Raw genomic sequence first — 19,175 nt, 5'->3', positions numbered from 1 at the left:
CGCGCCGTGATGCAGCGAAGATTTGTATTTTTACGCAAGCGCTTTCGGCTGCGGGATTCGAGGCGCGTGCATGCGTGTCCAATCCATGCCGGCCAGAAGCGCCGACAACTGGGCGGCATTCATCCGCATCACGCCGGCCACGATGGGAGGCCATTTGAAGCCGCTGCCATCGAGCCGCTTCCAATACATCACAAGGCCGCTGCCATCCCAGACGACAATCTTCACCCGATCGGCGCGCTTCGCACGGAACACCACCGCTACGCCCTTCATCGGGTCATGGCCCAGCGTCTCCTTCGCCAACAGCGCCAAGCCCTCCGCACCTTTTCTGAAGTCCACAGGTTGCGTCGCCACGTAAATCATGAGGCTCGCGGGCATTGTCAGCATGGACGTGTCCGTCGGAGCGCTAGGAACACATCACTCAGCACAGCAAGGCCAGGCGTCCCGCGCACCTCTACGCGCGCCCCTTGGAACTCGACCGTCACAACGGCGGCTTCCGGCGACCCGGACGGTTCTGCGGTCGCCGGCAACGCCGATTCCGATACCACCGGCACGAACGACAGCGTGTCCGCCGACGCCGGAAGCACCAACTGGCCCAACCGCGCCCGGCGCCGCCAGTCATGCACCTGCTGGGGCCGGCAGCCATGACGACGGGCGACATCCGTGACAACCGCACCCGGCTCGAGGCTTTCGGCGGCAATCTGCGCCTTCAAATCGTCCGGCCAGCGCTTGCGACCTGCACCAGCATACACTTCGATACGTGGTGACAACGGTCGTCTTATGTCGTCAGATTGGTCGTCCATTATGAGCACCCTTGCAGAAGATGACTCTTCTAGCGGTGCTCTCAAGACTCCGCACAAACAATCCAAAGGGCCTCGGCGCTACGCTTACGACTGGCCCAAAGACTGGCGGGATCAAATGGCGCGCTACTACTTCGACCTGGTCGACCAAGAGGGCCTTGTCGTTGACGAGGAAAGGCTTGGAGTTCACGGACATGGAGGGTGTAGAGCGGGAAGCCACGCAAGCCATGGCCGACGCGGCCCGAGAAAGCTTGCACCGTCCTATCAAACCCGGCGAGGCCGCCATTGAGGTCCGCGACGATACCGGCCCGGTCATGCGGGTGCGCTTCACGATCAAGATAGAACGACTGAGGAGGCAGTGAGGCCTCACTTGGCAGCCTGTCCGTCTTGACCCGGGTGCTGTCCTAATAATTAGGACGCCCGCAGATTAAATTTAGCACATCGTATCATTTGAGACGCCGCGAGCGAATAGCGGGCGGGACACTATCAACCGGCGTCCGGCATTGAGCCGGTGCGTCGGGCGGTCTCGGTGCGTCTCCGTCCAGCCCGGGAGAGGCCCGGGGCCGTTCGCACCCGCAGGGGGGAATTAGGATACCTACCAACGGGGATTGGCGTCATGGGCATTGAACGCATCTACTCACCCAAGTACTTCCGCGACCGCGCGGAGGAGTTTCGGGCGAAGGCGGCCAATTGCGAGCACCAACAAACCAAAGAAACCCCGAGCAAGGTGGCAGCGAGCTACGACTACCTCGCCCGGCGAGCTGAGAAGGTCCGAACGGTCAAGGATGTGGCCGACTAGCTGTCCCGGACGGGAACAAGTGTTCACTTTGGTGCTTATATGAATCATCTCTCTGAGGGGGGGAGTGTGACCGACGGGAAGCAAGCCGAATTTGCTAAGCAGCCGGTGCAGGATCAGGGGCCGCGTTGCCCGACCTGCGCCGCGTTTCCTCGCCTGCGGCATTCGATGCTTGACCCGCAACGGGGCAAGACAGTTCGTCTCTACGAATGCCGGTGCGGCGAACGCGTCTGGGATGAGTAAGGCCGCAGTTTGCCGCCGATCGCTTCAAACGAAGACCTGCCCCGTCTTGAGTCGCACGTAAGTTCCGCTCTCGTGCATTTCGAGCCAACCCTTCTCGATGGCGAACTTGATGGCGGCGCCGAACTCGGGCCCGGTGGCTTTACCGTATAGAGAAACGGCGCATTGATCTTTTCAATGTGGATGCGGCCGTCCTGGACGGCCTCGATGCCCCTGGCGATCTCGATCAGCTTGCGGGCGGCGATTTCCGGGTTGGTGAAGGCACGTTCATCAATCGTTTTCAAGTCCAGCGCTCCTCTCCGCACTGATCGAGCAGCACAAGTTGGCCGGCAGAACCTATTCAGAGTCGTCTGCTGAGCCAATAAGGATTTCATACGCTCGCTCGGCCTGCTCCCGCGTCAAACTCGCTGCCCAGTCGCTGCCGATCAGTGCCGGCCCCCGGCGCTCTCGATCGTAAACCATCCAACCCACGCCCCCCATGCGAATGAGAAATCTGTTCGCTGGCCGCGCGCTTTCACTCACCATCGCCTCTCAATCACCTGCGGAGGTGGCGAGTACGCTGATCATGTCCCGACTGCATTTGTCTATGTGAATCAATTCGGGAAAAATAGGCAACAGACTGTGCGAAAGCGAACAGAGCAGGCTTTTAACCTGTGCGTAGGCTCGCCTTTGCTTGGTGCAACCGAGACCAAGCGCAGCGGCCCCGGCCTACACCCCCAAATGCCCCGCCGGCCGGGGCCGTCCGGCGGTTTTAATGCTGACAATGCTGCTCATCATGACGCCTGGCGGCAGCGCCGTGTTAGCTGCTTTTTCCATCCCCAATTTGCTCTCGTGTATCATTTGAGACGTTGCGATCCAAAGGGCTCTGCTACTGTCTCCCGATCAAAGGAGGGGCCATGGATCGGCTGAAGAATGCGCTGGGGCAGCTCGAAGCCCCGGACTGTCCGAGTTGCCGGATCATCATGAGATGGTTTCGCTCCGAGTTGGTGCGACACACTCCGGATCCGTTAATCGCCCACCTCTTTGTCTGCCCGAACTGCAAACGCGCTCAGCGGACCGATACAACGTTCACGCCAGTTCGCGTCCCGCCTGACAAGCTGGCGGCTCCTCGTTTCCGTGTGATTGCAGGGGGACGATAAGGTCGCCACTTCAGCCGTCTGGCGGCTACTTCGCAGGCCCACGATTGCAATCCGTCCGCCGCCCCGTTCGAAGTCGGGCCGCACCGCCCCCCGGTTGCCGCATCCGCGGCAGACGAACCGAGGCTCGAGATCGGCGCTCAGTGCAACATGGTGGCCGCAGTGGCAGTAGACCAGGATATCGCGCAGCCCCATCTCGCGCATCTCACCGAAAGTGATCTTAAGCGGCCGGCCGTCGGCGTGGCTAGGAGTGTGGCGTCGGATCGGGAGAGACATGCCGCTATCAAAGCGGCATCGTGAGTACCTCGCAAATTATCGATTCCTAGCGGCTCGGAAGACCCCCGAGCTACCGTCCATCGTGGGTGTGGAAAAGCAAAGCGTGTCGGTCACGTAGAGGGCGCGATCAAGGGCGCCGCCTATATCCAAAGGGATACAGACCCGATTGCCGAATCACCCTAGATCTCGGCATGCCTCGGCGGCTCCCCATTACTGTCGAGGCCTCCAACGGCGGCTCCGGCGGGTTGTGCTGGGGCCGTTTTTTTGACCTGCAAGCTACCGTCACTGGCTATTTCGCATTGGTGGCAAGCTGCGGGTTGCTGCTACTGAAGGACTTTGGGCAGCACGACGATTACCTCAATCACCTGTTTCAAGATCTCCGTAGCCAAATCCGCAATCACCAAGGCGAAGTCATCTTCGATCTCGGCGGCGATGCTTTCGTCCTTCGCATATACGTACAAAAGCGGTCCGTCGACTTCAGCAAATTTGACGCCGGCGAACACGCGGTAGAATACGGTCGCGCCTATTACACCGGCTAGTTTTGCCTGAATCGCGTAGTCCTGGGTGTCGCTGAGATCCATGGCGCGGAGATAAAGTCACTTCGCGCGAAAACAAGTCATAAAAAAATTTCAGCAACCTATTGCAAGCGAGTTAGCGGAGACTCTTGTTGTCTGCAGGCGCGGTTCTCATCCGCTTGCTGTTGGAGCGGACGCCATCGCGGTTGGCGGTCCGAATGCAGTTATAGCGTAAGGACCGTTTGCGCCTAGAGGAGGGAGCAATGTGCAACGCATATCGGATTGAGAGCGCCGAACGCGGCCGAGTGTGAGGCTCCAAAGGTGTTTCGAGATTCAGGCGCCAGCGTGCCGGCCTCGCAGTATGAGCGCGACCAACAGACATTCCATGCAAACCGGGAGCGCCTGAAGGCGGAGCGGCTGGCTTGCGAGGCGGCCGTCAAGCACAAGCCCAAGACCGGATCGTTGCGTCCTCAGCGAGGCTAGTAATTTTGTCTCCGCTGCAACGAATGTTCGAGAAAGAAACGCAGCATCTCCCTCGTCGCATCCGGTCCGTTTGGATCGGTGTAGGAGCCGGCGGGACTGCCTCCCGACCATGCGTGTCCGGCTCCGTGGATTTCCCAGTGTTCGAGGATTTCGCGCCCGTCGGCGTCGGTGTGGACTGTACGGGTGTAGGCATGCCCTCCAGGTACCCGCCCGCGATGCACCTTCGCCTTGGTGCGGGATCCGCCGATCAACTGTCGGACGATCCGAGTGCCATTTTTGGAATGCACCGTGCTGTCGCGATCGCCGTGGAAGACGATTGTCGGCAGCGGCGGGCCGTCGCTCGGCATTGCCTCAGCTCCGCCGCCTTGTTTCATGGCCATCAGCGCGGAGGGAAGGTCGCTGGCTGCTCCGCAGGCCAGTCCGGAATGAATGCCGATCGCTGCGTACAGATCGCCGTACGTCGATCCCATGACAGCCGCAGCCGCGGCTCCGGCGGACAATCCGGCGACGTAGACGCGTTCTGGATCGACCGAACGGTCGCGCATGATCTGGCGGGTGATGCCGGCGATGAGCGAGGGCTCGCCTCCGTCGCGCTGCTGGTCGGCCGGCCGAAACCAGTTCCAGCATTTCGCCTGGTTCGCTTCCGCCCGCTGCGCGGGATATGCCACGAAGCAGGTCTGTTCTTCGGCGATGAAGTTCATCCGCGTGCCGGCGGCGAAATCCTCCGGCGACTGCGTGCATCCGTGGAGCATGACCACCAGCGGAATGGCCTGTCCATGATAGCCGCTCGGGATGAAGAGCCGGTAGGCGCGGCTTCCCGCGGCATTTGCGTAGACTCCTTCGACGAACCTGGCGCCGTCCGGCACGATGTCCGCCATGGAAGGCGGCGCACGCCTCAGGGCTTCTCCCAGTCCGAGCCCGGGGAGATTTTTGGCGATGTCCACTGCCGGCTGGGCCGCCCGACGCGGACGCCTCGTCTCGGCGGCGTTCGCCTTGGCGTCGATGGTCGGCGGCTCTCTTGCTGCTGCAAGGGCGGCGTGGCCGGTCATCGGTGCGGTAGCGCCCCGTTCTTTCTCGCCCCGAAGCATGCGCTGAAGCAGCGTGGTGGCCTCGACGAGTTGGCCCGAGCGTGTGAGGCGTGTGGCTTCGCGAATGATGTCCTGGTTCAACATGACCTTACCTCGTCCTGTCAGCGAGAGCGGACTTGATCGCTGGACTGGCATGCAGGGCCCCCAGCACAGAGACCGATGCAATCGTCGCGCGGGCAAGCTCGGGCGTGACGTCCGGGGCGATGGTGGCGAGGCCCAGAACATTGATGTGCAGCATCTCGCCCGCGCGCCGCGCCGCCTCGAGATCCTCGCGGCTGTAGTTTCGCAAGCCCAGGTCCAGGCTCTTTCGCGCCGTGGACTGCTTGACCACGTCGGCATGGCGTTCGAGCTGGTTGCGGATGGCGGTCCGGATGAAATCCGTGCGGTTGGAGTAGAAGCCTTCCTGCACCATCAAATCGACCAGACCGAGATCGACAAAACCAAGATTAATCGTGATTTTTTCCGTGTCGGAAGGCTTTGGTCGAATTTCGCGAACGTTGCTCGGCATCATACACTCACCATCCCCCTAGCATCCATGTGGATGGTATATGGATAGGTGGGCTTGGGTGTCAAGGGGGCGTGCCCACACGCGATCGCGGAGAAGGTGGCGAGATATCTGGGATCCAGAGCGCTCTGGCGAGGCTCACGCGTCTGCGGGCGGCTGCCGCCGTCGGACCGGCGAAGCCGTCTAGTCGGACTCCGTGGGCACTACAGGTGTCGCCGATCGCTTCCAGGACATCGCGGACGTCGGCTACGGCTTCGGCTGGAGAGATGTCCGGCGGCGGATCCCGACGCGCGATGTCGAGGGCGCGCTCGCGCGCGTGCGGGTCGGCGCGGTCCTGCATCCAGCCGTGCTCCTCGCACTCGCGGATGGCGCCGGCTTCCTGCAGCAGGGAGATCGCCCAGCCGCGCAGCGTTTTGATCGCCGTTCGTCTATGCCTCGTCATCAGCATCGAGATCGCTCCTGCTGGGACGAATCCTTGCCCCCACACGCTCGTTCCGGGCGGTTAGCACGCGACTTCAGCGCGGCCTCGTGAAAGGCTTCGCTTTGGGTTGGATGTGCATGGATGGTCATGGCGAGATCCTCCAGGAGCGCGCCCCCTCCAGCGCAAGAGTGAAGGCTGCCGACAACTCGGCGATGCCGGCGCCAACGCCCTGGATACCCAACAGCAGATGATTGTCGGCTCGCGCCACGGTCCGGATGAAGCCGTCTTCCCGATCCAGCGTCAGTGCGCGGCCGTTGGCCTTGAACGGGAAGAGGTCCGTCTTGACGTCGAAACCCCTGCTGCTTGCCTCGTTGGGTGACAGGCCGGCCGTGACGATCTCGGGGTCAGTGAAGCAGATCGCCGGGATCGAAATCCGGTCCCAGGCGCGACGGCGACCGGCAACGATCTCGGCCACCATCTCGCCTTGCGCTATGGCGCGATGCGCCAGCATCGGCTCTCCCGTGACGTCTCCGATCGCGGAGACGCCGTGCATCGAGGTGCGGCACCGGTCGTCGATCCGGGTAAAAGGTCCATCCATGTCGAGATCGAGAATCTCGAGCCCAAAGCCGCTTGTCGCGGGTCTGCGGCCGACCGTAACAAGGATCTTGTCGGCTTTGAGTGATGTCTGCTCACCACCGGTGGTCTCGATTGCCAGCGCCGTGCCGTCGGCTGCGAGTGCTTTCGCATTCGCGCCTGTCAGAACGGTGACCCCGAGCGCGGCCAGGCGCCTTGCGACGGGCTCGCTCAGGTCGCTATCGTATTGCGGGAGAATGCGCGGCGCGGCCTCGACGACCGTGACGGCCGCGCCCATTTTCGCGAACGCAGTGCCGAGCTCGAGGCCAATGTAACCGCCGCCAACCACGACAAGCTTCTTCGGGATTTCGGTCAGCGCCAAAGCCTCGGTCGAGGAGATCACGCGGCCCCCGAAGGGAAGGAACGGCAACGTAACCGGCTCGGAGCCCGTCGCGATCACCACCGTTTCGGCATGGATCACCTGTCGGACGGATTGTGTTTCGACCTCGACGGTCTTGCCGTCGCGGAAACGGGAGTAGCCAACCACATGATGCCGAGCTGGCCGGCACGGATCGCGCAAGTGTAGCCGCCGGGGCCGGCGCCGATGACAAGGAGCTTGCAGGTGATTTCGGTCATTGTCCTATGCGTCAATGAAGATCATGGCCGGTGTCTCCAGCTGTGTCTTGATCCGTTGCACGAACTGGGCCGCATCGAACCCGTCGATCACCCGGTGATCGAAGCTGGACGACAGGTTCATCATCCGACGCGGCACGAAGACGGTGCTATCCCAATGCGGACGGATTGCGATGCGGTTGACAACCGACGATTGCGACCTCCGGATGATTGATGATGGGCGTCGTCGCAAGCCCGCGCAGCGCGCCGAGCGATGTGATCGTGATGGTCGAGCCGGTGAGTTCGTCGCGGGTGGCGCTGCCGTTCCGCGCCGCTTCCGCGAGCAGCGCGATCTCGGCGGCGCAATTGCAGAGGTCGCGCGCTTCCGCATGCTGGACGACAGGGACCACCAAGCCGGTCGGCGTTTGCGTGGCGATTCTGATATGAACGCCTGCGTGCTGGTGAACGATCCCGGCCTCGTCGTCGAGGGAATTTCTACCGTCGCCTTGTCGGTCATGACGGCGCCGAGCACGGCGTCCTCGCGCACGATATCGCCGACTTTCACGTGCCAGTCCACGAGCTCGGCTTCCGCGATGCCTTCGCCGACGTCGGGCAGCTTGACCACGCGCTCGGCCATTTCAAGCCTCCAGCGTTTCAATCAGCGCGCGACCGACTCGCGCCGGGCCCGGAAAGTAGTCCCATTCCTGCGCATGCGGGTAGGGTGTGTCCCAGCCGGCGACCCGCGCAATGGGGGCTTCCAGATGATAGAAGCATCGCGTCTGGACCAGTGCGCAGAGCTCGGCACCGAATCCGGAGGTCCGCGTCGCCTCATGCACGATCACGCAGCGTCCGGTCTTCTTGACCGAGGCTTCAATGGTGTCGAGATCGAGCGGCAGCAGCGACCGAAGATCGATGATCTCGGCATCAATACCGGCTTCGGTCGCGGCGGTCTCGGCAACATGAACCATGGTGCCGTAGGCGAGGATGGTGACGGCCTTGCCCTGCCTGCGGATCGCGGCGTTGCTGAGGGGAATTGCAAAGTGCCCGTCGTCGACCTCGCAGGCCGCAGCCTGGCGGCGCGGGGATCCGGTTGAAACCATCGGGATGCTGGGGAGCGGCTCACCTCGATCAAGGTCCTCGCGTTGACGTTCTACTGCCGGAGGCGGCGGCACATTTCGGCCGGCCGGTCGCCGTCGCGTAGCCAGTCGAGTTGACCGCGCCTTGGCGCGGCTCATGGCCGAGGACAGGGTCGCCGCGGTTAGGGGATTGCCGCCCGCGCAGGTGATGCCGCAGGCCTGGAGGAGGACGGCGATATCTGCGTAAGTGGCCCCGTATGGCACGACCAGCACTGGCACGCTACCATTGGCCAATACCTCAGAGGTCTGGCTAGCTTCCTGAGGCCGCGGCGGCCGTGAGAGGACATGACAATCAAATCACAGCCGCGAGATTTTGCCGTTTTCGATGATCGCGCTGGCCGGGTGCGAATCTGGAATATGCAAGAGCTCTACTGACACTCCGAATTGCGCTGCCAAGACGCGAGCTTCATCGAGCACATTTCCAGCGTATTCCTTGTTAGCGGCCACAAATCGATCCATCTCTTCCTGCGAGGAATGTATCCTCCGGCGTGTCCGCCACCATAGTCGATATACTTTTCCTCAGTGACCGTGATGATTGTTGCTTTGGCGCCGACGGCCTTTGCCAGCGCAATGCCGTGCTTCACGCCTTTACCCGCGACATCGGAGCCATCCGTGCTCAAGAGAATATTGGCGTACATTGCGTGCTCCCTAGCTGGTTGAGCTTGACCTTGCCCCCCGGGCTTAATCCAGTTTGAAGTTCGTTCTGGCCCACGACAAGGACCAGAGCATGAAGCGCAGCCGCTTTTCGGAAGAGCAGATCATCGGGATTTTGAAGGAGCATGAGGCCGGCGTGTCGGTCGCCGATCTGTGCCGCAAGCACGGCGTCAGCGACGCCAGCATCTACAAATGGAAGGCCAAGTTCGGTGGGCTGGAGGTGTCGGAGGCCAAGCGGCTGAAGACGCTGGAGGACGAGAATACGCGGCTGAAGCGGTTGCTGGCTGATGCGATGCTGGACAATGCGGCGTTGAAGGACCTCCTGGGAAAAATGTATGACCCGCCCCGCCCGTGCAAGGGTCGTTTCGATCAGGACGATGCAGTCTGCACAAATGTATCCGGCCTCTTGCAAGTGGGCCGCTGTTGCGGCCAGGCCATGATGAGATCCGCGCGTGCCGTTCCCAGATAAATGGTCCGGGCTCAAAACCCGCTTTTTTGCACAGGGCTTACGGCGCGCCGATCGACTGTCTCGTCATCACTTTCACGAGCCTCGCAGTCTGGAACAAACGGGATCAGCTAAAGGCCGGATCCCGCCGTTCGTAGCTTGCGCCGGGCTTGGTCATCACCACCCATGCGATCCGCGCAATCTTTGCCGCCAAGGCGACGGTGACCTTGTTGGTGTGCATGCGTGCCTGAAGTCCATCAAGCCAGGCGCCAAGGTGATATCGCGAGCGATCAAGATGTGTCACGCAGGAGCGGGCGCCGTGGATGATCATCCGGCGCAGATATCGGTTGCCGCGCTTGCTTATCCCCAGCAGCTTCGTTTTGCCTCCCGTAGAGTATTCTCTGGGAACAAGACCCAGCCAAGCTGCCATATCGCGGGCCTTTTTGAACTGTCGGGCAGATCCAGCTGCTGCCAAAAGCGCCGTCGCCGCGAGTGGACCAATGCCCGGGATAGTCATTAATCGACGTGCGGTATCGCTTTGAGAGGCAACCGCCTCAATCTCGCGGTTGACTTCAGCGATCCGCAGCTCCAGCTGCCGCAGCTCGTCGAATGTAGATGCCAGAATGCGACGCATGGCCGACGTTAGATCATTCGATTCATCTGCCAAAACTCTCGGCAGATCTGCCTTGAACTTGCCGGCGCCCTGGTGAATAGCGATCCCATATTCCAGGCAAAAAGCGCGCATCTGATTTATGAGGCACGTCCGTTGCGACATCATCCGATCGCGAACACGATGCAGCGCTTGCAGGTCAATGTGCTCAGGCGACCTTAGCTCGACGAAGCGCATTGTTGGTCTCGTCACGGCTTCGGCGATCGCCGCGGCATCGATGATGTCATTTTTGTTGGACTTCACATATGGCTTCACGAATTGAGCTGGGATGATGCGAACGGTGTGCCCCATGGCGGCGATCTTGCGGGCCAACCATTGCGAGCCGGAGCAGGCCTCCATCCCCACCAAAGCCGGTCCTGCACGTTCGAAGAACTGCAAGAGCGTATCGCGCCGAAAGGTCGCCTTCTGGATCGGCATTCCGGCGGCGTCGAGTCCAACGACGTGGAAAAGGTTCTTGCCAATGTCGATCCCAAACACCGTTGCCGGCCTGGGCTTGTTCCGTGTCCTCATTGCTTCCTCCTTTCAAAAGCCAACTCAGTCTGACTGAGAGGACGGGGCGGGTCATCCCATTAGTGGTGACGCCCGCCGCCGAGCGGAAAGCAGTCGCCCATCTGCGAACGGCATTCGGGATGAGCGAACGGCGGGCGTGTAAAGCCATCGGCTGCTGCCGTATGACAGTGAGATACCAGACGGCCCGAGCGGACGATGCCGGCCTTCGCCAGCGCATGAGGGCGATCGCCCAGGAGCGCCGTCGCTTCGGCTATCGGCGCCTGCACGTTCTGCTCAAGCGAGAGGGTTATGTGATCAACCACAAGAAGCTGTTCCGGCTCTACCGGGAAGAGAAGCTTGCGGTGCGCCGCCGCGGCGGTCGCAAACGGGCGATCGGGACCAGGGCGCCGATGACCGTGCCGATGGCGCCCAACGACCGCTGGTCGCTCGACTTCGTGTCGGATCAGCTCACCGATGGCCGCCGCTTCCGCGTCCTGACCGTGGTTGATGATTGCACCCGCGAGTGCCTGGCGCTGGTGGCCGATACTTCGCTCTCCGGTACCCGGGTGGCGCGGGAACTGGACCGGCTGATGATGGAGCGCGGCAAGCCGAAGATGGTGGTCAGCGACAATGGCAGCGAGTTGACCAGCAACGCCATCCTGACATGGGCCGATGAGAGCCGTGTCGCATGGCACTACATCGCGCCGGGCAAGCCCATGCAGAATGCCTTCATCGAGAGCTTCAACGGCCGTCTGCGGGATGAACTGTTGAACGAGACGCTGTTCACGTCGCTGGCCCAGGCCCGCGTCGCGCTCGGATGCTGGCGGGCCGATTACAACAACGCACGACCTCACTCGCAGCTTGGATGGAAGACGCCGTCCGAGTTCGCCTTTACCCGCCACCCGCGCCGGGATCTGGCGCTGCGCTATGCCGAGGGCTCCGCGCCAGCTCCCGTCGCTACCACCGCCCAACCGGGCAAACCCAACCGTCAGGGCGAACTGAGGACTGGATAAAACTTGGGGGCAAGGTCAAGCTAGCCCGTCGACCAACCTTAGGCGTCGTTTGGAGGCTGTCCACCCTCAGGGATGCCCGTTCGCCTCCTTCAGGCCGGCAAAAAGGCGGCCTCGGTTGAGCAGTCAGTAATCGCGTGCGACGATCGCAATTACGGCTGTGGCAGCAGCGAAGGCGAATTGAGAGCCAATACCGACGATCCTGCCGAGCCGTCGCTTTGTGTGAATGTTAACGTGAAAACTCTGAAGGGTTAGCAGTGGCTCGCGCGGGTATAGAGTGTAAAGGAATTGAAGTGGGTCAGGGAGCATTCCTCCCGCGGCACCGGCCACGATTGCCGCTGTGTTGTTTTCTGTTTTGAAAATCAAAAGCGTCAGAAAAAAGCCGACAAACCCGTCGAGTCCAACGACAGCCACATCGCGCAGCCGCGCCGCTGACATTGTTACCCGATTGCGGCCCTCAGTACCCAGCGCAATTGATCGGAGTGGATAGTCCCAATGAGGGATCGCATCGATCGCAAAATGGCTGGCAAATCCCGCCACGAAGGCGACTACGGGATGAGATGGCATTAGGCTAGCGATGGCGCCTCCAACAATCGCGTGTGTTGTTAGAATCACGATAAGCCTCTGTTTGCCGCGGAAACATTTTGGAGACAAACTAACTTGTTGTCGCCGGCGAGTTCCTGTTTGTCGCCGTCCAAGCCCACCGCGAAAGCGGCTTCAAGTAAGCGTTTCATAAGTCGTCCTCACCAACGCTTGCTTTCGAAAGGAGAAGTTATGGCTGGTCTAAGCGAAGAAGAAATCCGCGTTCGAGCATATCATCTCTGGACAGAGGTCGGGGAGCCGGCGGGACGGATGGATACATTTTGGTCCGAGGCTGAGAAGCAGCTTCTTGCCGCAGCTTCCACATTGGTATCCATCGGCGACGTGATGGCGCGGCATTCTCTGCCCAAAAAATCAGCGCGACACGCTCGTCCTTCTTAGCGACACTCAAGGTCGCGCCAAGCAGGCGAGCGAGGCCGGTATGGCAAAGGTTGTCCTAATAAGTCCAAGGCCCTGCCCATGCTGCGATACCGTGCTTGATGGGATCAAGCCGATCGATAGCATGCCTGACCTTGAGACAGTGTCGATAAACTTCACCGTCTGCGACTGCTGCGGCCATCTCATGATGGTGGAGCGCAATCTCACGCTCCGCGAATTGACGACAGAGGAGTTCCGCGCGGCGATCAATCACCCCACCGTCGTTGCCGAATGGCAGCGATGGGTGAACTGAGCGCGGGCCGCGGAATGTCCACCCCGGTTCGACGAGACCAGTTTAAGATTGCGCCCAAGGGTATTGTCAACTTGCCAACCGGGGCTGCGTATACTCCGCATCCGGGCGCGCCATACGTTGGAACCATAAATCCAAATCAACTTGGAAACGTGCTCCCGAGTGGCGAAGACTATCGGCCCCACGAAGTGAAGGCGATGATGGAGCAGTTGTGGGCAGAAGTCGCCGCGAATTCCCGTCTCTTCGAAGTGGACGATTAGAAGGGGCCGCGCCGCCGTCCACTTACTACAAACACATTGAGCGGCGCTCATCGGTGCGCCAGTTCGCAATTACAATGCCTCTTCGCGCGGAGTTGTCTTCAACAAGGTTCGAGGGCGCGCGCGACCCGGCGCCGCATCAGGGGGAAGCAGACCCCTCCAGGAACGCATGGCCGAGCAGGCCGCAAAAACTCAAAGCAATGGCTGAATAGTTTCGGCAGGCGCCGAGCGCGAAGCAATGCTTAGGCAAGCCAGGCTCGTGGAAACCGGCGCGCACATCAACGATTGGCTCAGCTCCCCCGGCTTGCGGTCGCCGAAGTCAGTTGACCTAGATCAAAACTTTATCCGGCCCCGCGGGGGCTCGACCCTGCGGTCGGGTCCGAAAACCGTTGGCCAGCTTTGATTTTCAGGCGCATAAACGGGGCATGTCCGAGCCTCATCACCGAACTTGCCAATGCGGAGCTGTCTACAGCCGCTCCGAGGCGATGGCCCCTTCGCGGGAAATCGCGAGCTTCGACTGCTCGGTTTGCGGCGCGACTATGGAATCGTGGAACACCGCTTGGGTACCTACATATCGGTTGATAGCTGGCCCTGTTCGACTGCCCACAAACAGCAACTAGCAACAACGCGTCCGCGTTAGCCAATGATGGCGGAGTCGTTCGGCAATTCGTTCACCATTGTTGAGGTGGCCTCAGACGATGCGCCACCGACGAAGCAGACATGGCTCGCCTTAGCCAAGCCTCGCCAGGCGCTGACGCTGGTACTCGCCGCCGTCCCCGAAGGCTGGACGGCGCAAGTTGTTCCAGTGGTCCTTACGGAAAGCCAGCAAAGGTCATTCGAGGAACTAGACCTCATTCCGGGCGACGTTTACAGGATCGATCCAGAGTAAGGCCGCCCCAGTGGGAGGCGCTCCCTCGGCCTGACCGTGGTTCGTGCCGCTTTCCGGTCCGATGTAGATGCCGGTACGCATGCACTTCTTTCATGCGCCGTCGCAAAGGCTCTTGTCGACTGCCTGACCATGCACAATTGCGAGCAGGATGCAGGGCTCGGGCGGGGCGTGGGGCGACAAAGCTAACTGATTCTGTTGTCCTCCGGTTCAAAGCACGGCACTGGTAGCCCCGAGTACGGGCGTGCACTCACTAAAATCCGAGCGTTACCAGATTAGCGGCACAAGGACATCGCTGGCTGTTCCGCAACTCGATTTGTAGCATCACCCGAGCAAGGCCAGCTGGTGGCGCCGATTGAGCGTGAGCAGCTGAGCTACGAGAAAGCAGACCCGTTGAGCATGCAGATCGCAAATTTCTGCGGGGTCATCCGCGGTACGGCGGACCCTGTGGTGAGTGGGAGCGAAGGGCTGAAAACCCTCAGCGTGATCGACGCGATCAAGCGCGCCGCGGAAACGGAGATCTCGTGTCGGTTTGATACCGGAAAGCACAGGCATCAACGTCAAGGTATCGAGGTCATGGCGTCCAGAACGACGACATTTGGCGGACTATCAAGGCGCTCCTAATAGTAAGTACACGAAGCACTATGATCGTGCGACGAATGCCCAGGTTGGACCTCGGTTGCTGGAGCTAGCTCAAGCTTGATTGGAGCGGAGTTCAAGTCTTTCAATTAGTTAGAAGGCGGCGTGTGCACGACGTGTGCACCGGGAGATCAAGACAAATTTCATCACATCACAGCCAATGTGAGCAGATCTCGTGAGGTCGGGTTGAGCCGCCTCGGGTCTGTGATAAGGGTCGATCGCTCGTATCCGAAAGGGTCGATCGCTCGTATCCGAGCTCTGGCCGGGGACACTCGCAGCTCTGAAGCTACAACGCGGATCGGACTCTTTGTTTTCCAAGAACCGATGCGATCGGGCGATCGTAATACTTGTCCAGACCGATCGCCACCAGAATGCAAATTGGTACTAGCGCGAAGAGGTAACAAGAAGCCGTCTGCTCAAGATGAATGGCCTTCAGCAAACCGACCGTCGACATGAGAATTGGAGCGTGAACGACGTAGAGTGGATACGAAAGGCGGCCTAACTCGCTCAGGAGACGCTGCTTTCGCCGGTGATGGCACGCGACGGACAGACACATAAGAAGTGGAAAGATAAGGACGATCGAAACAGCATCGAGCACAGAACTACGGATCGGAAAGCAAAAGACCGTCGCAAGCAGAAGGATCATCGGCAAAAGCGGGAATGTTGATAGGAATGGTCTGGGGCGATAATGCCAGACCAGGACGCCGACAAAGAAGCCGAATAGGGTGCGTACGGCACCTCCGAAAAACGTCGTCCATGTGGCCCCGAGATCGGCGGTGCCGTTTTTGAGGATCATTAGGGTAAGTAGTCCGCCAGTGACAGCAGTGATCACCCAAGCGCACTTTGTAGTTACCCTTGATATCAGCGCCGCCCAAAGCACGTTTACGGCGATTTCAAATGACAATGACCACATCGGAGTGTTGGTGGGAAATGTCGTGTCTGTAGGAGCCTGACTTACCCAGGGCTTAGGCAGCAAAGCCGCGTTGAAGGCTGTCCCGGCGAGAATGTCAGAAAGTGCGTACTGCGAATATTTCTGCATCGCCAATCGAACCAAGAAATACCCAGTTCCCAACAAGAGTCCTAACAGGCTGAGCGGCAATAACCTCTTCATGCGAAGTTGAAGGAAGCTGCTGACTGTTAGCCTGCGGGACTGAAGACGCACCGCATAGGAGTGCGAAAGCACAAACCCGCTAAGCATGAAGAAAAAATCCACCGCCAGATAACCATGAGGTGCCAACTGCGGTGTACCGACGATCGAAAGGTGAAAGAGCACGACGCCTATGGCGGCGAAGCCACGGAGCGCATCCAGCACTTCAAACCTCTCTTCCGTCAATCAAGACCTCAATATTCCGCCCGATTAAGCGCCCGTGACAAATGTCCGCATCGAGCAATTGAATGGACGCCGCGTGATAGCCAACGTCCGCCTCAAGTCTGCATCTTCAAATTGGAATAGAGTGCATTCGCTCTCTCGAAGACGCTAGGCGATATCGTAGGCGCTCAATGCACAAAATTGAGCCACTCCCTGGCAGCGGCCCAGGCTTCCGCCGCCACCCGCAACGAGCAGCTTCCTTCGATCGCCCCGACCGGACAGTCATTGCGCACTGATGGGGATTTCCGTCGGCATCTTGCGGAGCTCTCTACGCCTGTCGAAATTGATGTACTCGCAGCTTGTCAAATCCGCTGTTGTCACCGCTTAGGAAACGGTCGAATTGGCAGGCTCGCTGCCCGGCTGGGTCGTCTAAGCTTTCATGAACGGAGAGGTCCGGGCTGCCTTGAACATGCGCTGGCGACGAGACGAAGTTTGCTCGTCATCGAGGCTGGCCGTCAGTTCTATGCCGTATCCTTGGGAATTACATTATGCTGGCTGTTGTTCTCGAAGTGGGGTTTACTAGGTTGATTTGGGGATGTTTTTTTGAACATGTCACTCTGATGACTGATAGCTCCGACTCTGAGCGGTTTGATGCGGTCGTTCTGGGAGCTGGAATTAGCGGCCTGGTTGCTGCCTCAATTTTGCAGCGTCAGGGCGCACGGAGCGTGCTGGTCATCGATGAGTACTCTTGGCTCGGCGGCAATCACATCGACTGCAGCCTCGGAGAATATACCTTCGATGTGGGTAGCTTCATCTTCCAGGACGACTCGCCTCTGTTGACGCACTTTCCGGAACTGCTGTCGCTCTATATCCCGATTAGCCCATCGTGGGGCCGTCTGACACCACAGGGATTTGTGACTCGCTACCCGCTGTCCGTCGCAGATGACCTGTTGCGAGCTGGTCCGCTCGAATGGATTTTGATTTTTGGTTCCGTTATCGTGGCCCGTCTGTCTCGTCGTCGCATACGCAGCGCGGAAGACTTCGCGACCTTCTGGATCGGCTCGAGGATGTTGATGCGCTCGGGGCTGGGTTACTATCTGGATCGATTTTATGGTTTTCCAGCCGACAAAGTGGACGCCAAGTTTGCGGAGAAGAGGATGCTCTGGATCCGGGAGCACGCACGTCTCCGCAACCTCCTTCGGCGATGCGTTTCGCCAGCTCCCCCGTCGCCGCCCAATCAACAACTCGCTCGACCGCGGGAGGGGTTTTCATATCTCTATCACAAGGCAAGGGAGCGGCTTGAGGCTCAGGGCGCGCGCTTTCTCTTGGGCGTGAAGATGGGCCGTCTTGAGAGACATGATGGAAGGTTTTCGATAGCCGTGGGGGACCGCCGGATTGTCGGGGGGCGTCTGGTGTCGACCATCCCTCTATTTCAGATTCAGGCCCTATGCGGTCTAGAGGCGCAACGAGAGCTTAAAACGGTTACACTGATGAGCCTCTTTTACAGCTATTCGGGTCAACGCGGATTCAAGCAATCGATCTTGTATAACTTTTCGAGCAAGGGCGCGTGGAAACGCCTCACGATGCACTCCGATTTCTACGGCAAGTGCGGCGGACGCGAATTCTTCTCAGTAGAACTCAATGCTGAGCATGTTGCTCAGGACGCTGGCGCGGCGGACCGCGACTTCAGAGAGCATACAAAAGCCAATCGACTGTTTTCGGGTGACCTTCGCCTGGAGGGCTCTCACCTGCTTTCTAACGCCTATCCGATTTACACTGAGAACGCTGATGAGAACGCCAAGCACGCGATGGATGTCCTCGCTAAACTCGGAATTGAGTCCATCGGACGCCAAGGCAGCTTTGACTATCAACCGACGGCTCGGGATTCGACCTTGAAGGCGGAAGCCGCACTTCAGCGCCGATCGGCTGAGAGCTCCAGCTAGGGCTGGTTCAGAAGACCAGAAGAGTGGGGAGCCGCGGATTCATGAGCCATTTGTCTGATGCTTCCCATTAGACCGCGCAAACGGCCGCAGTTGCTGCAAAAGACTGGCGCGCTATCGAGCGCACCCTCGGCGCGTTGAAATGTGACGGCCAGAGTTTCGCATTGAGCGCAAACGGCTTCGAAGATCGCCGGATCTATAGAGGTTGGAGGATTTGCGCTCATCTGTTCTCCGATCCTCGTCCAGTCCCATCGAATACCGTTCGAAGCGCGGAGTCAGTAAGCTCCATCCTCGAACAGGGCCGGTATTGTTGCGAGCATGATCTTGGTGTCGAGTACTATGGACCAGTTTCTGGCGTAATAGGTGTCACACGCCACACGCCTACCATACGTGGTGGTACTGCGACCGCTCACTTGCCAGAGTCCGGTAATGCCTGGCCGGCATGAAAGATAGGCACCGACATTGTGCTCATAGCGAACCAGTTCTTCTTCGGTCACTGGCCGCGGTCCGACGATGCTCATATCGCCGCGTAAAACGTTAAACAATTGGGGTAATTCGTCGAGGCTGGATTTCCGCATCAATGCGCCGATGGCCGTTACCCGAGGATCGCAACGCAGTTTGCGAGCGGCGTTCCATTCAGCAGCGGCGGCAGCATCAGAGTCCAATAATCGCTGCAGTCGTTCGGCCGCATCCGGGACCATAGTGCGAAATTTTAAGCAAGCGAAAGTCTCGCCATTGAAACCGACCCGCCGGTGGCGGAAAAGTGCTGGACCTGGCGAAGAAAGTACTGTGGCTGTGTAGCAGATCAAGAATAGGGGGGATAACAGCAGCACACCGAAAATTGCTAGTATAACGTCCAGCACTCTCTTCGTTGCTGAACCTGTGGGGCACTTCACCGTTTCCGCCGGATGAGGCGTCTCGACGATAAAAGACAGCTTTCCGCGAGTATCGACCAAATCGGCCATTGCGGTACTCCATCAAGCAGAACTTATGAACTCTTGAAAATAGACAGCTTGAGATTTTCTTCCTCG

General features: G+C 59.7%; 17 protein-coding genes and 8 pseudogenes. 9 read left to right on the top strand and 16 right to left on the bottom strand.

Annotation, left to right across the window (positions count from 1 at the left end; all coding sequences use genetic code 11):
• Nucleotides 1-30: 30 nt before the first annotated feature.
• Nucleotides 31-375, bottom strand: a complete 345-nt coding sequence (tnpB, locus tag QA642_RS28655; RefSeq protein ID WP_271597244.1) for an IS66 family insertion sequence element accessory protein TnpB — start codon at nt 373-375, stop codon at nt 31-33.
• Between the two features lie 2 nt (nt 376-377).
• The gene (locus QA642_RS28650) at nt 378-800 is read right to left on the bottom strand and encodes a transposase (protein ID WP_283079831.1); all 423 of its coding nucleotides are present in this window, start codon (nt 798-800) and stop codon (nt 378-380) included.
• A gap of 176 nt (nt 801-976) precedes the next feature.
• Here QA642_RS28650 and QA642_RS28645 point away from each other — a divergent pair, with 176 nt between their 5' ends.
• A complete protein-coding gene (locus tag QA642_RS28645) occupies nt 977-1,159 on the top strand; it encodes a hypothetical protein (RefSeq protein ID WP_283079830.1) in 183 nt (60 codons plus the stop codon).
• A gap of 254 nt (nt 1,160-1,413) precedes the next feature.
• The gene (locus QA642_RS28640) at nt 1,414-1,596 is read left to right on the top strand and encodes a hypothetical protein (protein ID WP_283079829.1); all 183 of its coding nucleotides are present in this window, start codon (nt 1,414-1,416) and stop codon (nt 1,594-1,596) included.
• 200 nt (nt 1,597-1,796) lie between these two features.
• Here QA642_RS28640 and QA642_RS28635 read toward each other — a convergent pair whose 3' ends face one another.
• The 10 genes and pseudogenes from QA642_RS28635 to QA642_RS28585 all read right to left on the bottom strand — a co-directional run.
• The gene (locus QA642_RS28635; RefSeq protein ID WP_349253799.1) at nt 1,797-2,117 is read right to left on the bottom strand and encodes a hypothetical protein; all 321 of its coding nucleotides are present in this window, start codon (nt 2,115-2,117) and stop codon (nt 1,797-1,799) included.
• A gap of 1,451 nt (nt 2,118-3,568) precedes the next feature.
• Nucleotides 3,569-3,826, bottom strand: a complete 258-nt coding sequence (locus tag QA642_RS28625) for a hypothetical protein (RefSeq protein WP_283079828.1) — start codon at nt 3,824-3,826, stop codon at nt 3,569-3,571.
• A 413-nt stretch (nt 3,827-4,239) separates the two neighbouring features.
• Nucleotides 4,240-5,415, bottom strand: a complete 1,176-nt coding sequence (locus QA642_RS28620) for a PHB depolymerase family esterase (RefSeq protein WP_283079827.1) — start codon at nt 5,413-5,415, stop codon at nt 4,240-4,242.
• Nucleotides 5,416-5,419: 4 nt separating this feature from the next.
• The gene (locus QA642_RS28615; RefSeq protein WP_283086999.1) at nt 5,420-5,839 is read right to left on the bottom strand and encodes a CopG family transcriptional regulator; all 420 of its coding nucleotides are present in this window, start codon (nt 5,837-5,839) and stop codon (nt 5,420-5,422) included.
• 202 nt (nt 5,840-6,041) lie between these two features.
• Nucleotides 6,042-6,284 (bottom strand): annotated as a pseudogene (locus QA642_RS28610) (hypothetical protein); the annotation flags it as partial.
• Nucleotides 6,278-7,466, bottom strand: a pseudogene (locus tag QA642_RS28605) (FAD-dependent oxidoreductase). The pseudogenes QA642_RS28610 and QA642_RS28605, both read right to left, overlap by 7 nt.
• 4 nt (nt 7,467-7,470) lie before the next feature.
• Nucleotides 7,471-7,942: pseudogene (locus tag QA642_RS28600) on the bottom strand (2-oxo acid dehydrogenase subunit E2); the annotation flags it as partial.
• Between the two features lie 41 nt (nt 7,943-7,983).
• Nucleotides 7,984-8,079: pseudogene (locus tag QA642_RS28595) on the bottom strand (biotin/lipoyl-containing protein); the annotation flags it as partial.
• A 1-nt stretch (nt 8,080) separates the two neighbouring features.
• Nucleotides 8,081-8,500: pseudogene (locus tag QA642_RS28590) on the bottom strand (transketolase C-terminal domain-containing protein); the annotation flags it as partial.
• A 279-nt stretch (nt 8,501-8,779) separates the two neighbouring features.
• Nucleotides 8,780-9,216: pseudogene (locus QA642_RS28585) on the bottom strand (universal stress protein); the annotation flags it as partial.
• Between the two features lie 89 nt (nt 9,217-9,305).
• On the opposite strand from QA642_RS28585, the pseudogene QA642_RS28580 reads away from it, so the two are divergent.
• Nucleotides 9,306-9,563, top strand: a pseudogene (locus QA642_RS28580) (transposase); the annotation flags it as partial.
• 241 nt (nt 9,564-9,804) lie between these two features.
• Here the strand turns inward: QA642_RS28580 and QA642_RS28575 are convergent.
• Nucleotides 9,805-10,857: an IS110 family transposase gene (locus QA642_RS28575; RefSeq protein ID WP_283079773.1), complete on the bottom strand. Its 1,053-nt coding sequence runs from the start codon at nt 10,855-10,857 to the stop codon at nt 9,805-9,807.
• Nucleotides 10,858-10,919: 62 nt separating this feature from the next.
• Between QA642_RS28575 and QA642_RS28570 the strand changes: the two are divergent.
• Nucleotides 10,920-11,849, top strand: a pseudogene (locus tag QA642_RS28570) (IS3 family transposase); the annotation flags it as partial.
• A 123-nt stretch (nt 11,850-11,972) separates the two neighbouring features.
• Here the strand turns inward: QA642_RS28570 and QA642_RS28565 are convergent.
• Complete coding sequence (locus tag QA642_RS28565) at nt 11,973-12,461, bottom strand: hypothetical protein (protein WP_283079826.1); 489 nt, start codon at nt 12,459-12,461, stop codon at nt 11,973-11,975.
• 159 nt (nt 12,462-12,620) lie between these two features.
• Here QA642_RS28565 and QA642_RS28560 point away from each other — a divergent pair, with 159 nt between their 5' ends.
• The 4 genes from QA642_RS28560 (at nt 12,621) to QA642_RS28545 (ending at nt 14,880) form a co-directional block, all read left to right on the top strand.
• Nucleotides 12,621-12,827 (top strand): DUF2934 domain-containing protein, encoded by a 207-nt coding sequence (locus QA642_RS28560; RefSeq protein ID WP_283079825.1) that lies wholly within the window; start codon nt 12,621-12,623, stop codon nt 12,825-12,827.
• Nucleotides 12,828-12,948: 121 nt separating this feature from the next.
• A complete protein-coding gene (locus QA642_RS28555; RefSeq protein ID WP_283079824.1) occupies nt 12,949-13,116 on the top strand; it encodes a hypothetical protein in 168 nt (55 codons plus the stop codon).
• An 897-nt stretch (nt 13,117-14,013) separates the two neighbouring features.
• Complete coding sequence (locus QA642_RS28550; RefSeq protein ID WP_283079823.1) at nt 14,014-14,259, top strand: hypothetical protein; 246 nt, start codon at nt 14,014-14,016, stop codon at nt 14,257-14,259.
• Between the two features lie 342 nt (nt 14,260-14,601).
• A complete protein-coding gene (locus QA642_RS28545) occupies nt 14,602-14,880 on the top strand; it encodes a hypothetical protein (RefSeq protein WP_283079822.1) in 279 nt (92 codons plus the stop codon).
• A 301-nt stretch (nt 14,881-15,181) separates the two neighbouring features.
• Here QA642_RS28545 and QA642_RS28540 read toward each other — a convergent pair whose 3' ends face one another.
• Nucleotides 15,182-16,228 (bottom strand): acyltransferase, encoded by a 1,047-nt coding sequence (locus tag QA642_RS28540; protein WP_283079821.1) that lies wholly within the window; start codon nt 16,226-16,228, stop codon nt 15,182-15,184.
• A gap of 524 nt (nt 16,229-16,752) precedes the next feature.
• Here QA642_RS28540 and QA642_RS28535 point away from each other — a divergent pair.
• Nucleotides 16,753-18,147: an NAD(P)-binding protein gene (locus QA642_RS28535; protein ID WP_283079820.1), complete on the top strand. Its 1,395-nt coding sequence runs from the start codon at nt 16,753-16,755 to the stop codon at nt 18,145-18,147.
• A gap of 272 nt (nt 18,148-18,419) precedes the next feature.
• Here the strand turns inward: QA642_RS28535 and QA642_RS28530 are convergent, their stop codons facing one another.
• Nucleotides 18,420-19,109, bottom strand: a complete 690-nt coding sequence (locus tag QA642_RS28530; RefSeq protein ID WP_283079819.1) for a sugar transferase — start codon at nt 19,107-19,109, stop codon at nt 18,420-18,422.
• Between the last annotated feature and the right edge of the window lie 66 nt (nt 19,110-19,175).

The sequence above is a fragment of the Bradyrhizobium sp. CB2312 genome, from assembly GCF_029714425.1.
Taxonomy (GTDB): Bacteria; Pseudomonadota; Alphaproteobacteria; order Rhizobiales; family Xanthobacteraceae; genus Bradyrhizobium.
The sequence above is the reverse complement of the archived record's forward strand: the minus strand, read 5'-3'. Positions and strand labels throughout refer to the sequence as shown.

Bases quoted from the DNA above. Each gene is read 5' to 3' on its own strand.
- tnpB (WP_271597244.1), bottom strand. From the start codon at position 375: ATGCCCGCGAGCCTCATGATTTACGTGGCGACGCAACCTGTGGACTTC.
- QA642_RS28650 (WP_283079831.1), bottom strand. From the start codon at position 800: ATGGACGACCAATCTGACGACATAAGACGACCGTTGTCACCACGTATC.
- QA642_RS28640 (WP_283079829.1), top strand. From the start codon at position 1,414: ATGGGCATTGAACGCATCTACTCACCCAAGTACTTCCGCGACCGCGCG.
- QA642_RS28625 (WP_283079828.1), bottom strand. From the start codon at position 3,826: ATGGATCTCAGCGACACCCAGGACTACGCGATTCAGGCAAAACTAGCC.
- QA642_RS28620 (WP_283079827.1), bottom strand. From the start codon at position 5,415: ATGTTGAACCAGGACATCATTCGCGAAGCCACACGCCTCACACGCTCG.
- QA642_RS28615 (WP_283086999.1), bottom strand. From the start codon at position 5,839: ATGCCGAGCAACGTTCGCGAAATTCGACCAAAGCCTTCCGACACGGAA.
- QA642_RS28575 (WP_283079773.1), bottom strand. From the start codon at position 10,857: ATGAGGACACGGAACAAGCCCAGGCCGGCAACGGTGTTTGGGATCGAC.
- QA642_RS28560 (WP_283079825.1), top strand. From the start codon at position 12,621: ATGGCTGGTCTAAGCGAAGAAGAAATCCGCGTTCGAGCATATCATCTC.
- QA642_RS28555 (WP_283079824.1), top strand. From the start codon at position 12,949: ATGCCTGACCTTGAGACAGTGTCGATAAACTTCACCGTCTGCGACTGC.
- QA642_RS28550 (WP_283079823.1), top strand. From the start codon at position 14,014: ATGATGGCGGAGTCGTTCGGCAATTCGTTCACCATTGTTGAGGTGGCC.
- QA642_RS28535 (WP_283079820.1), top strand. From the start codon at position 16,753: ATGCTGGCTGTTGTTCTCGAAGTGGGGTTTACTAGGTTGATTTGGGGA.
- QA642_RS28530 (WP_283079819.1), bottom strand. From the start codon at position 19,109: ATGGCCGATTTGGTCGATACTCGCGGAAAGCTGTCTTTTATCGTCGAG.